The 17427-nt window shown below is 57.1% G+C and carries 14 protein-coding genes; 10 read left to right on the top strand and 4 right to left on the bottom strand.

The genetic code is table 11. The features are described 5' to 3' along the window. Positions 1-18: 18 nt before the first annotated feature. From ENN68_06200 to ENN68_06190, 3 genes are read right to left on the bottom strand one after another with little or no spacing between them, the layout of a single operon-like run. A complete protein-coding gene (locus tag ENN68_06200; protein ID HDS45667.1) occupies positions 19-450 on the bottom strand; it encodes a 30S ribosomal protein S9 in 432 nt (143 codons plus the stop codon). Next, on the bottom strand, positions 429-866 hold the full coding sequence (locus ENN68_06195) for a 50S ribosomal protein L13 (GenBank protein ID HDS45666.1): 438 nt from the start codon (positions 864-866) through the stop codon (positions 429-431). Before ENN68_06195 ends, ENN68_06200 begins: the two co-directional genes overlap by 22 nt. Before the next feature lie 35 nt (positions 867-901). Then, positions 902-1261, bottom strand: coding sequence for a 50S ribosomal protein L18e (locus ENN68_06190; GenBank protein HDS45665.1), 360 nt, complete (start codon positions 1259-1261; stop codon positions 902-904). A gap of 281 nt (positions 1262-1542) precedes the next feature. Here ENN68_06190 and cdhA point away from each other — a divergent pair, with 281 nt between their 5' ends. The 6 genes from cdhA (at position 1543) to ENN68_06160 (ending at position 9816) form a co-directional block, all read left to right on the top strand. Then, positions 1543-3945 carry a CO dehydrogenase/acetyl-CoA synthase complex subunit epsilon gene (gene cdhA, locus ENN68_06185; GenBank protein ID HDS45664.1) on the top strand — a complete coding sequence of 801 codons (2403 nt, stop codon included), beginning with the start codon at positions 1543-1545 and terminating at the stop codon, positions 3943-3945. Positions 3946-3969: 24 nt separating this feature from the next. After that, positions 3970-4509 carry a CO dehydrogenase/acetyl-CoA synthase complex subunit epsilon gene (gene cdhB, locus ENN68_06180; GenBank protein HDS45663.1) on the top strand — a complete coding sequence of 180 codons (540 nt, stop codon included), beginning with the start codon at positions 3970-3972 and terminating at the stop codon, positions 4507-4509. Positions 4510-4519: 10 nt separating this feature from the next. Continuing rightward, entirely contained in the window at positions 4520-5641 is a 1122-nt protein-coding gene (locus ENN68_06175; protein HDS45662.1) for a coenzyme F420 hydrogenase, read from the top strand. Between the two features lie 239 nt (positions 5642-5880). Beyond that, positions 5881-7548, top strand: coding sequence for a 2-oxoacid:acceptor oxidoreductase subunit alpha (locus tag ENN68_06170; protein HDS45661.1), 1668 nt, complete (start codon positions 5881-5883; stop codon positions 7546-7548). Beyond that, entirely contained in the window at positions 7541-8452 is a 912-nt protein-coding gene (locus ENN68_06165; GenBank protein ID HDS45660.1) for a 2-oxoacid ferredoxin oxidoreductase, read from the top strand. The genes ENN68_06170 and ENN68_06165 overlap by 8 nt, the downstream gene beginning before the upstream one ends. Continuing rightward, positions 8449-9816 (top strand): dihydrolipoyl dehydrogenase, encoded by a 1368-nt coding sequence (locus ENN68_06160; protein HDS45659.1) that lies wholly within the window; start codon positions 8449-8451, stop codon positions 9814-9816. Before ENN68_06165 ends, ENN68_06160 begins: the two co-directional genes overlap by 4 nt. A 59-nt stretch (positions 9817-9875) precedes the next feature. Here ENN68_06160 and gyrA read toward each other — a convergent pair whose 3' ends face one another. Further along, positions 9876-12362 carry a DNA gyrase subunit A gene (gyrA, locus tag ENN68_06155; protein ID HDS45658.1) on the bottom strand — a complete coding sequence of 829 codons (2487 nt, stop codon included), beginning with the start codon at positions 12360-12362 and terminating at the stop codon, positions 9876-9878. 148 nt (positions 12363-12510) lie between these two features. Between gyrA and dnaK the strand changes: the two genes are divergently transcribed. The 4 genes from dnaK to ENN68_06135 all read left to right on the top strand — a co-directional run bounded on the left by dnaK (position 12511) and on the right by ENN68_06135 (position 17427). Further along, positions 12511-14364, top strand: coding sequence for a molecular chaperone DnaK (gene dnaK, locus ENN68_06150; GenBank protein HDS45657.1), 1854 nt, complete (start codon positions 12511-12513; stop codon positions 14362-14364). A gap of 174 nt (positions 14365-14538) precedes the next feature. After that, on the top strand, positions 14539-15675 hold the full coding sequence (gene dnaJ, locus ENN68_06145; GenBank protein ID HDS45656.1) for a molecular chaperone DnaJ: 1137 nt from the start codon (positions 14539-14541) through the stop codon (positions 15673-15675). 90 nt (positions 15676-15765) lie between these two features. Continuing rightward, positions 15766-16194 (top strand): hydrogenase iron-sulfur subunit, encoded by a 429-nt coding sequence (locus ENN68_06140; protein ID HDS45655.1) that lies wholly within the window; start codon positions 15766-15768, stop codon positions 16192-16194. Between the two features lie 21 nt (positions 16195-16215). After that, positions 16216-17427, top strand: a complete 1212-nt coding sequence (locus ENN68_06135) for a 4Fe-4S dicluster domain-containing protein (GenBank protein HDS45654.1) — start codon at positions 16216-16218, stop codon at positions 17425-17427.

Here is a 17427-nt window from a genome sequence, read left to right as displayed (position 1 = left end):
ATAAAACGTCACCTCATCTCACCGGTAGGACTTCTGCCGCTTCGCTCGTGGCCCCTTTGCACCGAACTTCTTCATCTCTTTCTTCCGCATATCGCTCACCAGCAGATGACGATCATAGCTCAGATAGGCCTCGCGCAGTTGCTCGTTCGCCGTCCACTCCACCAGGCTGCGCGCGATAGCGGTGCGCGCCGCCTCAGCCTGGCCCATGAAGCCGCCGCCCGTAACCGTCACGTCCACATCGATGCTGGTCGTGTCGATCTCAGGGAACTGAGCGGCGATGAACATCGGCTCTGCCAGCTTCGCTCGGACCACTTCCGGCTCGATGACATCCAACGGTTTCTTGTTCACACGGACGACACCGCTGCCCTCCTTAATGGTTGCTCGTGCAACAGCGGTCTTCCGCTTCCCGACCTCATTTACGATCTTCTTTAGCTTTGCCTTGGTACCCATCCTAACTTCTCACTCACCTCCCCCAACGTTAAATACTTACGGGATAATCGTGCAGCCGAGGCGCTCTCCATCGTCTGTCGCTCCTCAGCTTCAAACGCTTCAGGCACACCGAGATAAACCTTCAATCGTGAGAATGCAGCTCGCCCCTTACCTTGCTTGTACGGCAGCATGCCCCGGATCGTCCGTTTCACGATCCGATCGGGCATTCTGGGGTAGAACGGGCCCTGCTCCTTCGAGCCGCGGTCACGCCTTGCCTTATATTCATGGAAGAGATACTTCTTCGTGCCGCTGATGACCACGCTTTCGGCGTTTACGATCACGATCTCCGTCTCCGGCTCGTTCAGCAGCCGTTTTGCCACGCCGCTGGCCATCCGCCCCAGGATAAGCCCTTCACCATCTATCACTTCTCTGCCCATTGCTCTTTCTCACTTCTTTCGTACTCAAAAAGTTATTATACCAGTATCTTTACACCGGAACCTTTCGGGTTAACCGCCATCAATTCTTCAATGCTCAGGCATTTACCACGCACGCCGATCTTCTCAGCGGCCTTCTTGCTGAAGCCCAGCGCAGCGATTGTTACCTGCTTCTCCAGCTGCCCCGCGCTCAGCACCTTACCGGGCACTACGACCGTATCATGCTCAGCCGAATAGCGGTTGATCCTGCTCAAATTGACCTCCGCGTACTGCCGTCGCGGCTTCTCCAACCGCGTCGCGAGATCTCGCCACAGCGGCACGTTCTGCTCTCGCGAATTTCGCTTCAGCTCATCGATCAGCCGCGAAATCCGTGGATCTGTCTTCTCTCTTCTCCTCATCTTCTCGCTTTCATTCGCCTTCCCGCTTCGCCTTACTTACTTTAATGCCACCACTTATAAAGAAATGGTGATTACCATGCGTCGCCCCGGACTCGCTCCACGCAGCGCCGGACGGTTAGGACCGAAAGCTGCTCGAGATAAGCCTATTCAAAGCGGTTGAACGAATCAGGCATGGCCAATCCTCATGGTACCGCGTGATCGTCCTAAGTGAGGTGCAGAGCTAGAAACATTTAACTATCCTAAATACAGAGGGAAATCACAGAACAGAAGGAAAAGGGGAAATGGCAACGATAGATAAGAGAGACCTCTTCAAGATCGCGGGCCTGGAAAATGTGCGGATAAGCATTGGCAAGATCGAGGAAGAGGGCGTTGAGCAGGACTGGGAACCTATGGGCCCCCATCCGATGCCGGGAATTGCAACGCTACGTAATTGGGATTTCAAGCTCTTACAGCGGTATAAACCGTTTTATGCGCCTTTGTGCGATATGTGCTGCCTCTGCACCTACGGGAAATGCGACCTCACGGGCAATAAGAAAGGCGCGTGCGGTCTGCGCATGGACGCGCAGCATGGCCGAATCGTGCTGCTCGCGTGTCTGGTTGGGTGCAGCGCGCATACTGGCCACGGGCGACATCTCCTGCATGACATGATCAAGCTGTTCGGACGCGATGTGCCAATCGATTTTGGCCCGAAGGTGGATATCGAAGCTCCACTTACACGCCTGATCTGCGGCATCAAGCCGAGGACGATCGGCGACTTCGAGCAGGTATATGATTACATTGAAGAGCAGATCGTCCAGCTGGCGGACGCCATTCACACGGGTCAGGAGGGCTCGTATCTCGATTTTGAATCAAAAGCGCTTCACATGGGGATGCTCGACTCACTGAGCAAAGAAGCGGCTGATATCATTCAGATCGCCTGTTACGGCATGCCCACGAGCAAAGAGGGCGGTGGTCCGGACGTGCCGCTCGTTGACGTCGGCATCGGCACGATAGACACAAATAAACCTGTCATTCTCGTTATCGGGCATAACGTGCCTCCGGCAGCAGATATCGGCGACTACTTGACGGAGAACGATCTCGAAGACCGCGTTGAACTCGCGGGCATCTGCTGTACCTCGCTTGACACCACACGGGTGTACAAGAAAGCGAAGGTCGCGGCGGCGCTTGGCCGGCAGTTGCGTGTGATCCGCGCAGGGATTGCTGATCTTACGGTTATCGATGAGCAGTGCATTCGTGCGGACATCGTTGAGCTCTGTCAGCATGTGCACACACCGGTGATCGCCACGAATGACAAGGCACTGCACGGGCTGGTGGATCGCACGGATGACGACCCGGATAGCATCGTTGCGGACCTTGTGAACGAACGCGTGCCCGGTGTGATCATACTCGATCCCGAGCAGGTTGGGGAGGTCGCGGTGAAGACTGCGATCCAGATGGATAAGAAACGCAGGAAGTTCCGGCTGATCCTCAGCGATGAAGAATTCATGGGTTATGTGACTGAGTGCATTCAATGTGGAAACTGCACGCTTGCATGTCCAACCGGCATGCAAATCGGCGAGGCAATGGCCTGTGCTGCGGCCGGAGACCGCAAGCCACTGGCAGAGCTGTTTGACATCTGCGTTGGCTGCGGCCGGTGCGAGCAAGTCTGTAAGAAGCATATGCCGATCATTGATGTCATCACGAAATCGGCGTATCCTCAGATCGTGGAGGAGCGTGGACGGATGCGCATAGGACGCGGCCCTATCTGGGACAGTGAGATTCGCGATGTCGGCGCACCGATTGTCCTGGGCACCATACCCGGTGTGATCGCGCCCATCGGTTGCGGCAATTACCCACAGGGGACCAAAGATGCATGGCTCATCGTCAAGGAGTTCGCGGAACGGAACTATATTATCACGCTCACAGGCTGTATGGCGATCGATGCCGCGTTGTGGAAGGATGAGGAAGGTAAAACGGTCTATGAGCAGCATCACGGCCGGTTCGACGGTGGTGGTGTGCTCAACATCGGCTCCTGTGTCTCCAATGCACACATTCACGATGCCGCGATCAAGATCGCGAGCATCTTTGCCGGTCGGCACCTACGGGGGAACTATGAGGAGATAGCCGATTACATCCTGAGCCGCGTGGGCGCCTGCGGCGTTGCATGGGGCGCGATGTCCCAGAAAGCGGCATCGATTGCCACCGGTTTCAACCGTCTCGGTATTCCTGCAGTCGTGGGACCACACAGCACGAAATACCGGCGCGCGTTCCTCGGTCGCGCTGACCTGACGGACGATTGGAAGATCATTAATGCCAGCGACGGCTCAGAGATTGCCGTTGAGCCCGGGCCAGAGCACCTGCTGGTGGCCTGCGAGACGGTGGAGGAGGCGTTGCCGATGATCGCGAAACTCTGTTTCAGGCCTTCGGATACCGATCGTGGTCGGTCAATCAAGCTCACGCACTATATCGATCTCAGCTTGAAGTACCTCCACGCCTATCCCAAGGATTGGCACCTCTACGTTCGAGCCGCGAGCGATGTACCGATCGCCAGGCGGAACGAGCTCTTAAAGAAGCTGGAGGACGAGCAGGGCTGGAAGATCGACTGGAAGCTGAAGAAGATCCTTGAGGGCCCCATTCGCGGCTACGACCCTTCATTCAATCCGACGAACCTGAAACGCTTGGTGCGGAAGAAGAAGGAGGAATAGAGCTAGGGAGAGGAAGGGAGAACGATGGTAACTGAGATACCCTTTAACGTGGCGAATATACCTGGTCCAGAATCGGGCGTCGTCGTTGCACCGGAGGTAATGGGGAGCTATATCGCAAGTGCGAAACGGCCGCTTCTGGTCGTGGGCTCTGAAATCATACGGGACGGGTTCTTCATCGAGATCGCGATCGCGTTGGGGAAGAAGGGCGTTCCGATCGCGGCAACGGGCCATAGTATCAAGGGCTTTATTGAAAAGGGCTATACCGAGAACGTCACGCAGTACAACCTGCACGAGCTCACGAACTGCTTGCGGGACCCGAACTGGACGGGATTGGACGGCCAGGGTAATTATGATTTCGTGATCTTCTACGGGATTGTGTATTATTACGCATCGCAGATGCTCTCAGGCATCAAGAATTTCGCGACCGATCCGTTGATTCGTGCGGTCTCGATCGATCGGTATTACCATCCGAACGCGCGGATGAGCTTTGCGAACGTCACGCCGCGTCAGGAGCAGCAGTATAAGGAGATGCTGCAGCGGCTCGTGCGGAGTGTGCGGAGGTGAAGAGAGGGCAATGGCAAAGATAAGCGGTAATTTAACGGATTTAGAGGCTGAAGTGATCTATAACGGGCTCTGTTGCTACTGCGGGACGTGCGGAGCGTTCTGTAAAGAATACATCGCGTTCGAGAACGAGCTGCCGAAGACGAAGCAGAAGTGTTATGAGATCTGCGGCGCGTGCTATGAGTTCTGCCCCCGTACTTCCTTTGCGCCGTTTCAGATGGACCGCGCGATATTTGGCGAGGTCAGAACAGATAACCTGCTGGGCTATTACCAGGGCGAGATCCTCAGCGCGCGAGCGGTCGATGCCGCGCTGCGGGAGCGCGCCCAGGATGGCGGGGTCATCTCTGCAGTGCTCCTGTATCTGCTCCAGGAAGGCGAGATCGACGCGGCCGTCGTGGCCCGAACCACAGAAGAAGCTGAATGGCAGCCCCAACCCTTCGTGGCGACCACCAAGGAGGATGTGCTGGCTGCTGCGGGCTCGAAGTATACGCAATGTCCATCCGTATTGGGCGTGGCAGACGCCTTTGAGGCCGGTTACCAGAAGGTTGCGCTTGTCGGATTGCCCTGTCATATCGAAGGTATGCGCAAAGCGCAACTCTCAGACGCGTTCAAGGTCGGGGCAGAGCGCGTGAAATTCCTCATCGGTCTCTTCTGTACGGAATCCTTTGACCGTGCACTACTCGCTCAGACGCTGGAGGAGCTTGGCACGAGCTTTGACGCGGTGACAAAGTTCAATATACGCAGAGGACGGTTCATCGTCACTACGAAAGATGGTAAGGAGCTCACGATGCCGATCAAGAAGATGCGCGCGTTCGCCCGCGAGGCCTGTAACTACTGCTACGACTTCGCCGCTGAGTTCGCTGACCTCTCGGTGGGCTCGATCGGCTCTGAAGACGGCTGGTCGACGGTGATCGCCCGCAGCGATGCTGGTATGGACGTACTGATGCGAGTGAAAGCGTCGGGGCTCATTGAGACAAAACAGTCCACCGCTGAGCAGGTCGCGGAAGTGCGAAAGCTTGCCGCTTTCAAGAAACGGGAGAACTGGAAGCACATCGCCGAGAAAGCCGAGCCCATCCGGATCATGAATCTGCTCATCGAGCCTGAGCTCATTGAGCACTTCTTCTGCGCTGATTGAGCAGGACACTCGCCAGGTCCGTAGGTAATTTTACCGCTGCTCCTGTTCGAAGGGAACCGAGATCAAAGATCTAATCCTTCAGACGCTTCTCATCTCGGTCCCGCATTCGCCCCTGCCGGGCGGGAAAACATGCCAGTGCCCGGGACAACCTCCACGTACCACGCCAACTCACTGCAAGAGGATCAGGACCATTATTATCCCTTACTGAAGATAGCTTATATGAGGGGTGACTAGAAGAGGTGGATTTAACTGTTGTCATTGCCGGAGCCGCTGGCCAGGGTGTTCAGACGATCGGATACGTTCTTGCCAGGACTGCTTCAGGAGCTGGCTATAACGTCTTCGCATGGCAGGAGTACGAATCGCGCATCCGCGGGGGCTGTAACAGCTACCGGATACGCGTGAGCGATACTCCGGCCAACAGCCCGCTGAATAGGGCTGATATCCTCGTGACGTTGAGCGAAGAGTCCAAGCGTAAATACCGACCGCTGCTGAAAGCTGATGGCGTTTTGATCGACGAGCAGGAGACCGGTGAACGGGTGATCACTATACCGTTTGAGCAGATCGCCCGGGAGGACTTTGGCAAGAAGCTCTTTGCAAATACCGTCGCTGCTGGAGCCCTTGCTGCAGTGCTCGGCCTCGAGCAGGAGGCACTCATCGAGGTGGTCGCGGACGAGTTTGCGGGGAAAAGCGATGAGATCGTGGACACGAATCGCGCGGCGGCCGCGACAGGCTACAACAGGGCGAAGAGGAGTTGCGAGGGCGTCTGCGCATGGACACTGCCGAGACGAACACTGGCGCACTACCTGGTCACGGGGAACGAAGCGCTGGCACTGGGTGCTGCGGCCGCTGGCTGCCGCTTCATTGCCGCGTATCCCATGACACCTTCGACCGGAATCATAACGTTCCTCTCAAAGCACAAAGAGCGCTTGCAGATCTTCACCGAGCAGGCGGAAGACGAAATCGCGGCGATCAATATGGCGATTGGCGCGAGTTATGCCGGGGTGCGCGCGATGACCGCGACCTCGGGCGGTGGCTTTTCACTCATGACCGAAGGGATCAGCCTCGCTGGCATGACCGAGACACCGATCGTTATTGTGCTTGGCCAGCGTCCTGCGCCGGCAACCGGTCTTCCAACGCGCACGGAGCAGGCGGATCTGCTCTTTGCGGTCAACGCGGGTCACGGTGAATTCCCCAGGCTCGTCTTCGCACCCGCTGATCCCCGGGACGCATTTCATAAGATCGCCCGCGCATTCAATCTGGCCGATAAGTACCAAACACCTGCGATCATCCTGAGCGACCAGTTCCTGGCCGACTCCTATTCCACGGTGGACGACTTCGAGCTCGATGCCCTGAAGCCTGAACATTATCTCGCAGCAACCGTTGAGTCGGGAGATTACCGGCGATATCTGCTCACGGAGACCGGGATTTCGCCCCGACTCTTCCCCGGCCAGAGCCAGCAGCTTGTCTGCTGTGATAGCGACGAACATGATGAATACGGTCACATCACGGAGGATCTAACGCTCAGGAAGCGGATGGTGGAGAAGCGGCTGCGGAAGCTGGAGGGTTTGCGGGATGAGATCCAGCTGCCCGAGGAATACCGGGTCAGAGAAGCGGAGGACGTGCTGGTGAGCTGGGGGTCCTCGCGGAACGCGGTGCTCGAGACGGTAGACCAGCTTAATGAGCGCGGAAATGCGGTGGGTATGCTCCACTTTACCGAACTCTGGCCGCTTCCACGGTACACGTTCCCTGAAGAGCCGCGTTACCATCTGGTCGAGAGCAATGCGACCGCGCAATTCGGCCGTCTGCTGCGGAGCGAATATGGATTATCTGTAAAGAGCACCATCGCACGGTACGACGGGCTGCCGCTGGATCACGAGTACATCATGGAGGTGTGGCAGCATGGTTGAGCTTGATGATTACCAGAGCGATGCGGAGAACCAGTGGTGCCCGGGCTGCCCCAATTTCGGCATCCTGAAAGCGATGAAGAACGCACTGGTGGCGCTGGACAAGCGCCCTGAGGAGATCTGCCTGGTCTCAGGTATCGGGCAGGCGGCAAAGTTACCGCACTACCTGCGCTGTAATTTCTTCAACGGACTGCACGGAAGAGCACTCCCCGTCGCAACGGCGATCAGCGTGGTGAGCCCGCAGTTGAGGACGATCGTGGTGACGGGGGACGGTGATTGCTACGGCGAAGGGGGAAACCACTTCGTGCATACCGTCCGCCGAAATCCTGATCTCACCCTCATCGTACACAACAACCAGATCTATGGACTCACCAAAGGTCAGGCGTCACCGACGACCGACACGGGCGATAAGACACGGCTTCAGTTCGAAGGCGTTAAGATCAGCCCCCTGCAGCCGCTGGCACTCGCGATCGTCCACGACTGCCCCTTTGTCGCGCGCGGTTTTGCCGGAGATATCAAACATCTTACCGAACTCTTCGTCGCGGCTATCCAGTTCAGAGGGCTCTCGTACGTGGACGTCATACAGCCCTGTATCACCTGGGGAACACATCCGATCAGCTGGTACCGTGACCGGATCTACCACCTGCCCCCGGATTACGATCCGCATGACCAGCAGGCCGCTATGAAGAAGGCGACTGAATGGGCCGACCGAATTCCGATTGGTATTTTTTACGAGACGGAAGAGCCGCCGGAACTCTTCGGCGAGTATTTCCGCGCGAGTATCTATGACGGTGCACTAACCTCGTTGAACTTCCCACCACAGCGTGCCATCGCAGCGCTTCTGGGACAGTTCAAGACCGCGAAGCAGCATGGAGCGCAGGAACGAGGAGGAAGCGGCAAAGCATGAAAGAGTACGAGGTGATCGTCATCGGATCAGGTGCTGGAATGCTGATCGTTGAGCGTGCGGTAGCCGCGGGTCTCACAGTCGCGCTGGTAGAGAAGGGACTAATCGGCGGCACCTGCCTGAATGTGGGCTGCATACCCTCGAAGATGCTGATCCATCCTGCGGATCGCATAGTGGAGATCCAGGAAGCCGGGAAACTGGGGATCGAGGCGCAGATCACGAGCATCGATTTTAACGGTATTATGGAGCGCATGCGCACCATGATCGCGCACGATCGCGCCCAGATGCAACGCGGTATTGAGCACACCCAGAATCTCGATCTGTACAGGGGCGAAGGAGTATTCACCGCTGACTATACCCTGGCAGTCAATGGAACGCAGATCAGGGGCGAGCGGATCTTCATCGCTTCCGGCGCACGACCGGTGATCCCTCAGATTACCGGGATTAATGAGGTGCAGTACCTGACGAACGAGAACCTGTTCGATCTGAAAGAACGACCAGAGAGCATGGTCATCGTCGGCGGTGGTTATATCGCGACTGAATACGGGCATTTCTTCGCCGCTATGGGCACTGACGTCACCATTGTCCAGCGGGGGAACGGATTGCTGCCTCATGAAGAGCCGGAGATATCCGCTCTGTTACAGCGTGAGCTGGCCAGGCGTATGACGATCGTTACGGGCACTGAGGTCTCCGCGGTGCGGCAGAAGGGCGCGCACTGCGTTGTTATAGCCCGGGACAGAGCTACTGGTGATGAACGTGAAATCACGGCTGAGCGAGTGATGATCGCTGTTGGTCGCCAATCGAACGCCGATCGCTTAAAGGTTGAGCATAGCGGTGTCGAAACAGACGATCGTGGCTTCATCAGGGTGAATGACTATCTCGAGACGAGCAAGGAGCGGATCTGGGCTCTGGGTGATGCGATTGGGAAGTACATGTTCCGGCACGTTGCTAATGAGGCGGCGCTGGTTGCATGGCACAACAGCACGCACACCGAGCACGTCGAGATGAACTATCGCGCGATACCACATGCGGTCTACTCGTGGCCACAGATCGCATCGGCCGGCATGACGGAGGCACAGGCGAAGCGGGACTATGAGATCCTGGTGGGGACGGCGCATTTCTCGGAGGTAGCGAAGGGACAGGCTATGCGGGACGAGGAGAGCTTTGCCAAGGCGATTGTGGACCGCGAGAGCAAGAGGATACTCGGATTCCACATCATCGGGCCCCACGCACCCATACTCATCCAGGAAGTGATCCAAATCATGGCTGATGACCGTGACTATAGAGCACTTGGGCGCGGCATTCACATCCATCCAGCGCTGTCCGAGGTGATTCTGGCAACGCTGCGACAACTCAGAGCGGGTTGAGCAAGCACCACGCCACCGCGGGTGAATAAGCATATGCAGCCCCAAAACGTTCAGAGTGCCTAAACGACGTCTACTGTCACGACCCGCGCACCTTTCTTGACGTTCATCAAGCGCACGCCCTGCGTGTTCCGCCCCTGGACAGGGATGTTTCGCACACCGATTTTGGTCACCATGTTATCGGAGGTCGTGATCATCAAGTCATCGTCGGGCTTCACCTGCTTGATGCACACCACGTTCCCGTTGCGCTGCGCGCCCCGAATGCTGATCACGCCCTTTCCGCCACGGTGTGTCTCGCGGTAAGCGTCAAGCCGCGTTCGTTTGCCATACCCCTTCTCGGTGATGGTGACGAAGTTCGACTTCTGTACACTTAGATCGACCGTTTCGATACTGGCAACCTCATCGCCTTTATCCAACCGTATCCCGCGCACACCCGCGGCGTACCTACCCATCTCACGGAGTTCCTCCTCGTGGAAGAAGATCGCTTTGCCCATCTTCGAGCTGACGATGATGCCCTGGTTCGCCTCACCTTTCATCAGGGCCACATCAACCAGAGCATCATTCTTGCGCTCGTCCACCCGCAATGCCACGATGCCCGTTACGCGAATGTTCTTCAAGCTTGCGAGCGCGCTCCGTTTTACTACGCCCCGTCTGGTCGCGAAGACGATATAGACGTTCTCGACTGCCTCATCAACCGCTTCTGGCACCGAGAGCGCGGTGACAAAAGTCTTCGATTCTTCAGCGGTGATGCTCAACCCGGGAACGTTAACCAGCGGTTTGCCTTTCGCATGCCGCGAACTGGGCGGGATCTCGTAGGTCTTCACCTGAAAGACGCGACCGTCTTCGGTAAAGAGCAGCAGTCGCTCTCGTGTGGATGCACGAATGAAATTGACGACGACGTCATCTTCCCTGCGATCGATGACGGCAATCCCCTTGCCGCCTCGCTGCTGCTGTTTGAAGAGCTTCTCCGGCAACCGTTTCACGTACCCGCGTTCGGTGAAGAAGAGGATCACTTCCTCATCCTCAATGAAATCGCGCTCGCTGAGCGTTACCATCTCCTCGAGCTCAGTGCGCCGCTTATCCCCGTACTTCTCCTTCAGCTCGCGCAACTCATCCTTAATCACGCCCCTGATACGCGCTTCGCTCGCCAGTACCTCCCTGAGCCATGCTATCTTCTGTGTCAATTCGCCGCGCTCGGTCTCGATCTTGTCACGCTCGAGGGCGCTCAGCCGCGAGAGTCGCATGTCCAGTATCTCTTTCGCCTGCACCTCGGTGAGCGCGAATTTCTCGATCAGCGCGGCTTGAGCCGATTTGACATCGCTCGATGCTTTGATCAGCTGAATTACCTCGTCGATGTGCGCGATCGCAATGATCAAGCCCTCTAATAGGTGTTTCCGCTTCTCTGCGCGATCCAGTTCGAATTGCAACCTTCGAACAGTGACCTCTCGGCGATGCTTGATGTAGCACTCAATCAGCTCTTTAAGCGTTAAGACCCGGGGCTCGCCGTCAACGAGCGCCAGATTGATAACCCCAAAAGTGGTCTCGAGCTGCGTACGTCGAAAGAGCCGATTCACGATGATAGGAGCGTTCGCACCCGTTTTCAAGCTGACGACGATCCGCATACCTTTGCGGTCCGATTCGTCGCGCAGTCCGACGATACTGTCTACCTTGTATTTCCGGACGAATTCCGCGATCTCCTCGACCAGCTTGCTCTTGTTCACCTGATAGGGGATCTCCGTGATGATGATCCGCTCTCGTTTGGCCTTCTGCTCGATCTCCACCTTTGCCCGGAGTTTGATGCTGCCCCGACCGGTCAGATAAGCCTGGCGGATGCCTTCGTAGCCCGAGATGATGCCGCCCGTGGGGAAGTCAGGCGCTTTTATGTGCTGCATCAACTCTTCGATCTCGACATCGGGCTCGTCGATGACGCGAATGATGCCATCAACGACCTCGGCCAGGTTATGGGGTGGCATATTGGTGGCCATACCGACGGCAATGCCGGATGAGCCGTTGATCAGGAGGTTGGGGAGCTTTGCAGGTAATATCTGCGGCTCTTTGAGCGTATTATCAAAATTGGGTAACCACTCGACGGTATCCTTATCGAGATCCTCGAGGAGTTCGCCCGCGATCTTCGAGAGCCGTGCCTCTGTATATCGCATCGCGGCCGCGGAATCGCCGTCCACGCTCCCGAAATTGCCCTGGCCGTCTACCAGCGGGTAACGGTACGAGAAATCCTGCGCCATGCGCACCATAGTGTCATACACTGCAACGTCCCCGTGCGGGTGATACTTGCCCAGGACGTCGCCCACGATGCGTGCGGATTTCTTGTGCGACCGATTATACGTGACGCCGAGCTCCTGCATGCCGTAGAGAATGCGGCGATGCACCGGCTTAAGCCCATCGCGGGCGTCTGGAAGAGCACGGCCGACGATCACGCTCATCGCATAGTCGATATACGAGCGCTTCATCTCATTCTCGACACTGACCTCGATAACGTGTGGTCGTTCGTCGAGCCCTGCTTCGTCTACCGCTCGCTCGTCCTCGTTCATTGCTCCAGTTAGGTAAAGGGAGTGCAGGGTAATAAAATCTGCCGCTGCCGTTGTGGCAGCGGTGGTACCGGGCGCAGAACGAAACTTTAATAGCGAATAAGCAAGATAGGAGGTAGTGGACAGGGATGATTTATTTGGGGGTAGAAAGATGGCTAAAACGATAGGTATTGATGTAGGAACAAGTAATTCGGCTGCTGCGGCATTGATTGGTGGTAAGGCCACGATCATTCCCAGTGCGGAGGGCACGAGCCTCGGCGGCAAGGCGTTTCCCTCTTACGTTGCGTTCACGAAGGACGGTCAGCGACTCGTTGGCGAACCTGCGAAACGGCAGGCGGTTTCTAATCCTGAAGGCACGATCTCTGCGATCAAACGGCAGATGGGGACAGATTATAAGGTGAAAGTGTATGGCAAGGAGTACACACCACAGCAGATCACGGCGTTCATTCTCCAGAAGATCAAAACAGATGCAGAAGCATTCCTGGGCGATAAGGTTGATAAAGCCGTCTTAACCGTACCGGCCTACTTTAACGATAATCAACGTACCGCGACGAAGGATGCTGGAACAATTGCCGGTCTTGAGGTGGTGCGGATCATAAACGAGCCCACCGCGGCTGCGCTGGCGTACGGTATTGACAAGACCGAGAAGGAGCAGAAGATCCTGGTCTTCGATTTCGGCGGTGGCACACTGGATGTAACGATCATGGAGTTCAGCGAAGGCGTCTTCGAAGTCATCTCCACGAGCGGTGATACGCAACTGGGCGGGACCGATATGGACAAAGTCATTGTGGATTACGTCGCCGAGGAGTTCAAGAAGGAATCGGGAATCGATGTCCGGAACGATAGGATGGCGACACAGCGGTTACGGGAAGCGAGCGAGAAGGCGAAGATCGAGCTTTCCAACGTGCTCGAGACCGATATCAATCTGCCGTTCATCACTGCAGATGCCAGCGGGCCGAAACATTTAGTCATGAAATTGACGCGCGCAAAGCTGGAGGAGCTCGTGCGGCCGATCGTGGAGCGAACAAAGGATTCGATCAAGCAGGCCCTGCAGGATGCGAAGCTCACGTCAAAGGAGATCACCAGGGTGATCTTCGTCGGTGGCCCGACGAGGATGCCCCTCGTCCAGAAGTTCGTGGAGGATTACGTTGGGACGAAGGGTGAGCGAGGGGTCGACCCGATGGAGTGTGTGGCAATCGGAGCGGCAATACAGGCGGGCGTCTTGACCGGAGAGGTTAAGGACGTCGTGCTGCTGGATGTGACACCGCTCTCACTCGGTGTGGAGACGTTAGGCGGTATCTTTACCAAACTGATCGAGCGAAACACCACGATCCCGACGAGGAAGAGCGAGATCTTCTCCACGGCCGCAGACAGCCAGACTAGCGTTGAGATCAATGTACTCCAGGGTGAACGGGAGTTTGCTCGTGATAACACCAGCCTCGGACGCTTCAATCTCATGGGGATTCCGCCTGCACCACGGGGTGTGCCGCAGATCGAGGTGACTTTCGATATCGACTCCAACGGCATCTTGAACGTCACCGCAAAGGACCTCGGCACGGGCAAGCAACAGGCTATTACCATCACCGCATCAACAAAGCTCTCGCAGAGCGAGATCGATCGGATGATGGAAGACGCGAAGCGGTACGAAGATGAAGATAAGCGACGCCGTGAGATCGTGGAGACGAAGAATCAGGCAGAGAGCCTCATATACACCTCTGAACGCTCGTTACAGGATCTGGGCGATAAGGTTACGGCTGACGAGCGGAGTAAGATCATGATGATCGTAGAACGGCTGCGGGACACGATAAAGACGGATAATGTGAACCGGATGCGGTCGGAGATGGAGGAGCTGACGCGCGCGCTCCACGAAGTCTCGATGCGCGCGTATCAGCAGGCAGGCGGCCCGCAAGCGGGGCCCGGACCGGGGCGAGGAGCAGAACCGCAGGAGGAGCCGAAGCGCGGACCTGTGGACGCTGAATACCGGGTGGTGGACGAGGAGGAATAAGACTCCATCACGGCCCCTTTTTTCTGCACCTACGGTACGTGCGATGAGCCATCGTGACATGAATGCGTCGCAATACCTCTGTGATTGGCTTTTTTTCCAATAGAGCGTGTCGCGGAACCGCGCTTCGCAGGGACACCCAAACTGTAAGAACCCGAGTAAAGAGCAGAGAGGAGCATGCCGAAGAAGAACTACTACGAGATACTGGGCGTCAGTAAGGATGCCAGTGAAGCGGAGATCAAGAAGGCATACCGGCGATTGGCGAAGCAGTACCATCCAGATGTGTACAAGGGAGACAAGCGCGAGGCGGAGGAGAAGTTCAAGGAGATCTCAGAGGCGTACGAGGTGCTCGTGGATAAGGAGAAGCGCGCGAAGTACGATCAGATCGGTGAACGTGTGGTGGATGAAACGTTTGGACCACAGGGCTTCGATTGGTCTCACTTCACGCGTTATCGTGACGTAGAAGATATATTCGGGAATGCGATCTTCGAGACCTTCTTCAGCACGCCCGGGAGTCCAGGCTTCTCCAGTCGCGGTGGCATCTTTGACACCCTCTTTGGCGGTCGAGAAGGGATTGAGCGGCCGGTTCGTGGCGCTGACGTCCGATTGCAGCTTGACATAACGCTCGAAGAAGCGGCGCGCGGCGTGGAGAAGAAGATCGAGGTCCCCATGGCCCGCGTCTGTGAGGCTTGCGGCGGTACGGGCTCGAAGTCCGGGAGACCGAGCGCCTGCCCCACGTGCAAAGGCACGGGTCAGGTGCGAACCGTGCAGACACGCGGTGGTGCCCGGGTAATGCAGGCATCGGTCTGCCCACAGTGCCAGGGTACCGGCCGGGCGACGGTGGATCTCTGCAGCGCCTGCAGTGGCCAGGGCATGACGACGAAGCGGACAAAGATCGCGTTGAAGATCAAACGAGGCGTGAAGACCGGGCATGAGATCAAGATCCCAAAGGCCGGAAGACCACCGGACTCCCGCATTGGCGGCGCGCCCGGCGATCTCTACGTGCAGATCATTGTGATGCCCCATCCGGTCTTCACGCGGCGCGGCGATGATCTCTCTATGACCGTACCGATCAGCTTCGCGCAGGCCGCTCTGGGCGGCGACGTGAGAGTCAGCACCATTGAGGGCAAACAGGTGACCGTGACGATCCCACCGGAAACGCAGACGAACACGAAGTTACGTGTGCGGGATCAGGGCATGCCGCGGCCTGACGGGAGCCATGGCGATCTGTTCATCGAGACGATCGTGCAAACGCCCCGGAATCTCACGAAGAAGCAGAAGGAGTTGTTACATGAGGCCCTGGTCGGAGCGTGATTGCCCGGAATCGCCGTTTTTTTTAATAGTGCGCAACTCAGAGGTTTACATGGTGTGGGCACAGCGGAAGAGCGAGGAGGAAAAGCAGGCGTGGTAGACGCGGATTGGGAGCCGAAGATCCTGGCATTTTGCTGTAACTGGTGCTCGTACGCCGGCGCAGATGCTGCGGGCTTAGAGCGGCGGCAGATACCTGCGACGGTACGTGTCATTCGCGTGATGTGCTCTGGCCGGATCGATCCTGCGTTTGTCCTGATGGGTTTTCTGGAGGGCGCGGACGCCGTTCTGGTCACCGGTTGCCACATCGGCGATTGCCATTATGTGGATGCGAACTACAAGACACGGAATCGCTACGAGTTCCTGAAGGAGCTGGTGAAGGAGCTCGGATTGGATCCTGAGCGGCTGCAGCTGCGCTGGATCTCCGCATCTGAGGGGCCGATATTCGCCGATATGGTCAGGGAGGTGACGGAGAAGGTAATGAAGCTCGGCCCGAGTCCTTTCCGGAGAGTGTGGAAGTCATAGATACATACGGTGTAGTGTGTGATGGAACCAAGATACTACCTCGCCTGGGCGACGGATGAAGCGATACGAGCACGAGGAGCGAACGGCGGCTTTGTCACTGCACTCCTCGTCAGCGCTTTAGAAACCGATTTTATTGATCTTGCGCTTGTGGTGAAGAAGAAGAGTGTGTACGAGGGCGTACCGGTCTTGACGGACGATCCAGAGCTGGTGAAAGAGAGTGCCGGGTCGTTGCATGGTGTGCCCTGGAACCTCGCGAAAATGCTGCTCGAATGCGCGCCCGATAAGCGCGTCGGGGTGCCGACCAAGCCCTGTGACGCACGCGGCATTATCGAGCTGGCGAAACGGCGGCAAATCGCACTCGATGACATTTATCTGATCGGACTCAACTGCGGGGGAACGTTACATCCGCTGCGCATGAGGGAGGTAGCGGCGGAACTTTACAGTCTCGATCCCGATACCGTGCAGAAGGAGGAGATAACCGGCGGAAAGCTCATTTTCCGCTACGAGGGTGAAGGCGGTGCGACACAGGAGAAAGGGCTCAAGATTGATGAGCTGGAGCAGGAAGGGCGCGGTAGACGGGACGCGTGCAGGGCGTGCACGACGAAGATTCCGGTAATGGCAGATCTGGCGTGTGGAAACTGGGGCGTGCCGAAGGGCGAGCGGAAGACGTTTGTGGAAGTGTTGACCGAGAAGGGCGGTGCAATTCTGGAGAACGCGCTCAATAAGGGCGCGATCGAGGTCGAAGACGCTACGGAGCAGAGCATCGCGCTGCGGACAAAGATCGAGCGTGCGATGCAGAAGCTTGCCGAGCGCTGGAAGGATGAGCTGGATCTGCTCACAGATAAATCGCCCACTGAGCGGCTCGCATTTTATACTGATCAGTTGCAGCGGTGTATCCATTGCGGTGCGTGCAAAGCGGTCTGCCCCGTCTGCGCCTGTGATGCGGATGCGAAATGTCTGGACTTGCATGACGAACAGGACGCGTACGCGATCTCGCTCTACAATCTGCTGCGGATCCTGCATCTGATGGACTCCTGCATCCACTGCGGGCAGTGCGAGGAGGTCTGTCCCGTGGATCTTCCGCTCACGCTTATCCAGCGGCGTTTCTCTGAACGAATGCAGGCGCATCTGGACTATGAGCCGGGTGTGGACGTCACGGAGACGCCGCCGTACCAGGAGACCAAGCTGCGCTGGTCTGCGGATGCGAAGGCGTCAGAGTCCAAGGAAGCATAA

Source organism: Methanomicrobia archaeon (assembly GCA_011049045.1).
In the GTDB taxonomy this organism is placed as follows: domain Archaea; phylum Halobacteriota; class Syntropharchaeia; order Alkanophagales; family Methanospirareceae; genus JACGMN01.
The sequence above is the reverse complement of the archived record's forward strand: the minus strand, read 5'-3'. Positions and strand labels throughout refer to the sequence as shown.

Excerpts from the sequence above, each read along its gene's own strand:
- ENN68_06200 (HDS45667.1), bottom strand. The coding sequence starts at position 450 with ATGGGTACCAAGGCAAAGCTAAAGAAGATCGTAAATGAGGTCGGGAAG.
- ENN68_06195 (HDS45666.1), bottom strand. The coding sequence starts at position 866 with ATGGGCAGAGAAGTGATAGATGGTGAAGGGCTTATCCTGGGGCGGATG.
- ENN68_06190 (HDS45665.1), bottom strand. The coding sequence starts at position 1,261 with ATGAGGAGAAGAGAGAAGACAGATCCACGGATTTCGCGGCTGATCGAT.
- cdhA (HDS45664.1), top strand. The coding sequence starts at position 1,543 with ATGGCAACGATAGATAAGAGAGACCTCTTCAAGATCGCGGGCCTGGAA.
- cdhB (HDS45663.1), top strand. The coding sequence starts at position 3,970 with ATGGTAACTGAGATACCCTTTAACGTGGCGAATATACCTGGTCCAGAA.
- ENN68_06175 (HDS45662.1), top strand. The coding sequence starts at position 4,520 with ATGGCAAAGATAAGCGGTAATTTAACGGATTTAGAGGCTGAAGTGATC.
- ENN68_06165 (HDS45660.1), top strand. The coding sequence starts at position 7,541 with ATGGTTGAGCTTGATGATTACCAGAGCGATGCGGAGAACCAGTGGTGC.
- ENN68_06160 (HDS45659.1), top strand. The coding sequence starts at position 8,449 with ATGAAAGAGTACGAGGTGATCGTCATCGGATCAGGTGCTGGAATGCTG.
- gyrA (HDS45658.1), bottom strand. The coding sequence starts at position 12,362 with ATGAACGAGGACGAGCGAGCGGTAGACGAAGCAGGGCTCGACGAACGA.
- dnaK (HDS45657.1), top strand. The coding sequence starts at position 12,511 with ATGGCTAAAACGATAGGTATTGATGTAGGAACAAGTAATTCGGCTGCT.
- dnaJ (HDS45656.1), top strand. The coding sequence starts at position 14,539 with ATGCCGAAGAAGAACTACTACGAGATACTGGGCGTCAGTAAGGATGCC.
- ENN68_06135 (HDS45654.1), top strand. The coding sequence starts at position 16,216 with ATGGAACCAAGATACTACCTCGCCTGGGCGACGGATGAAGCGATACGA.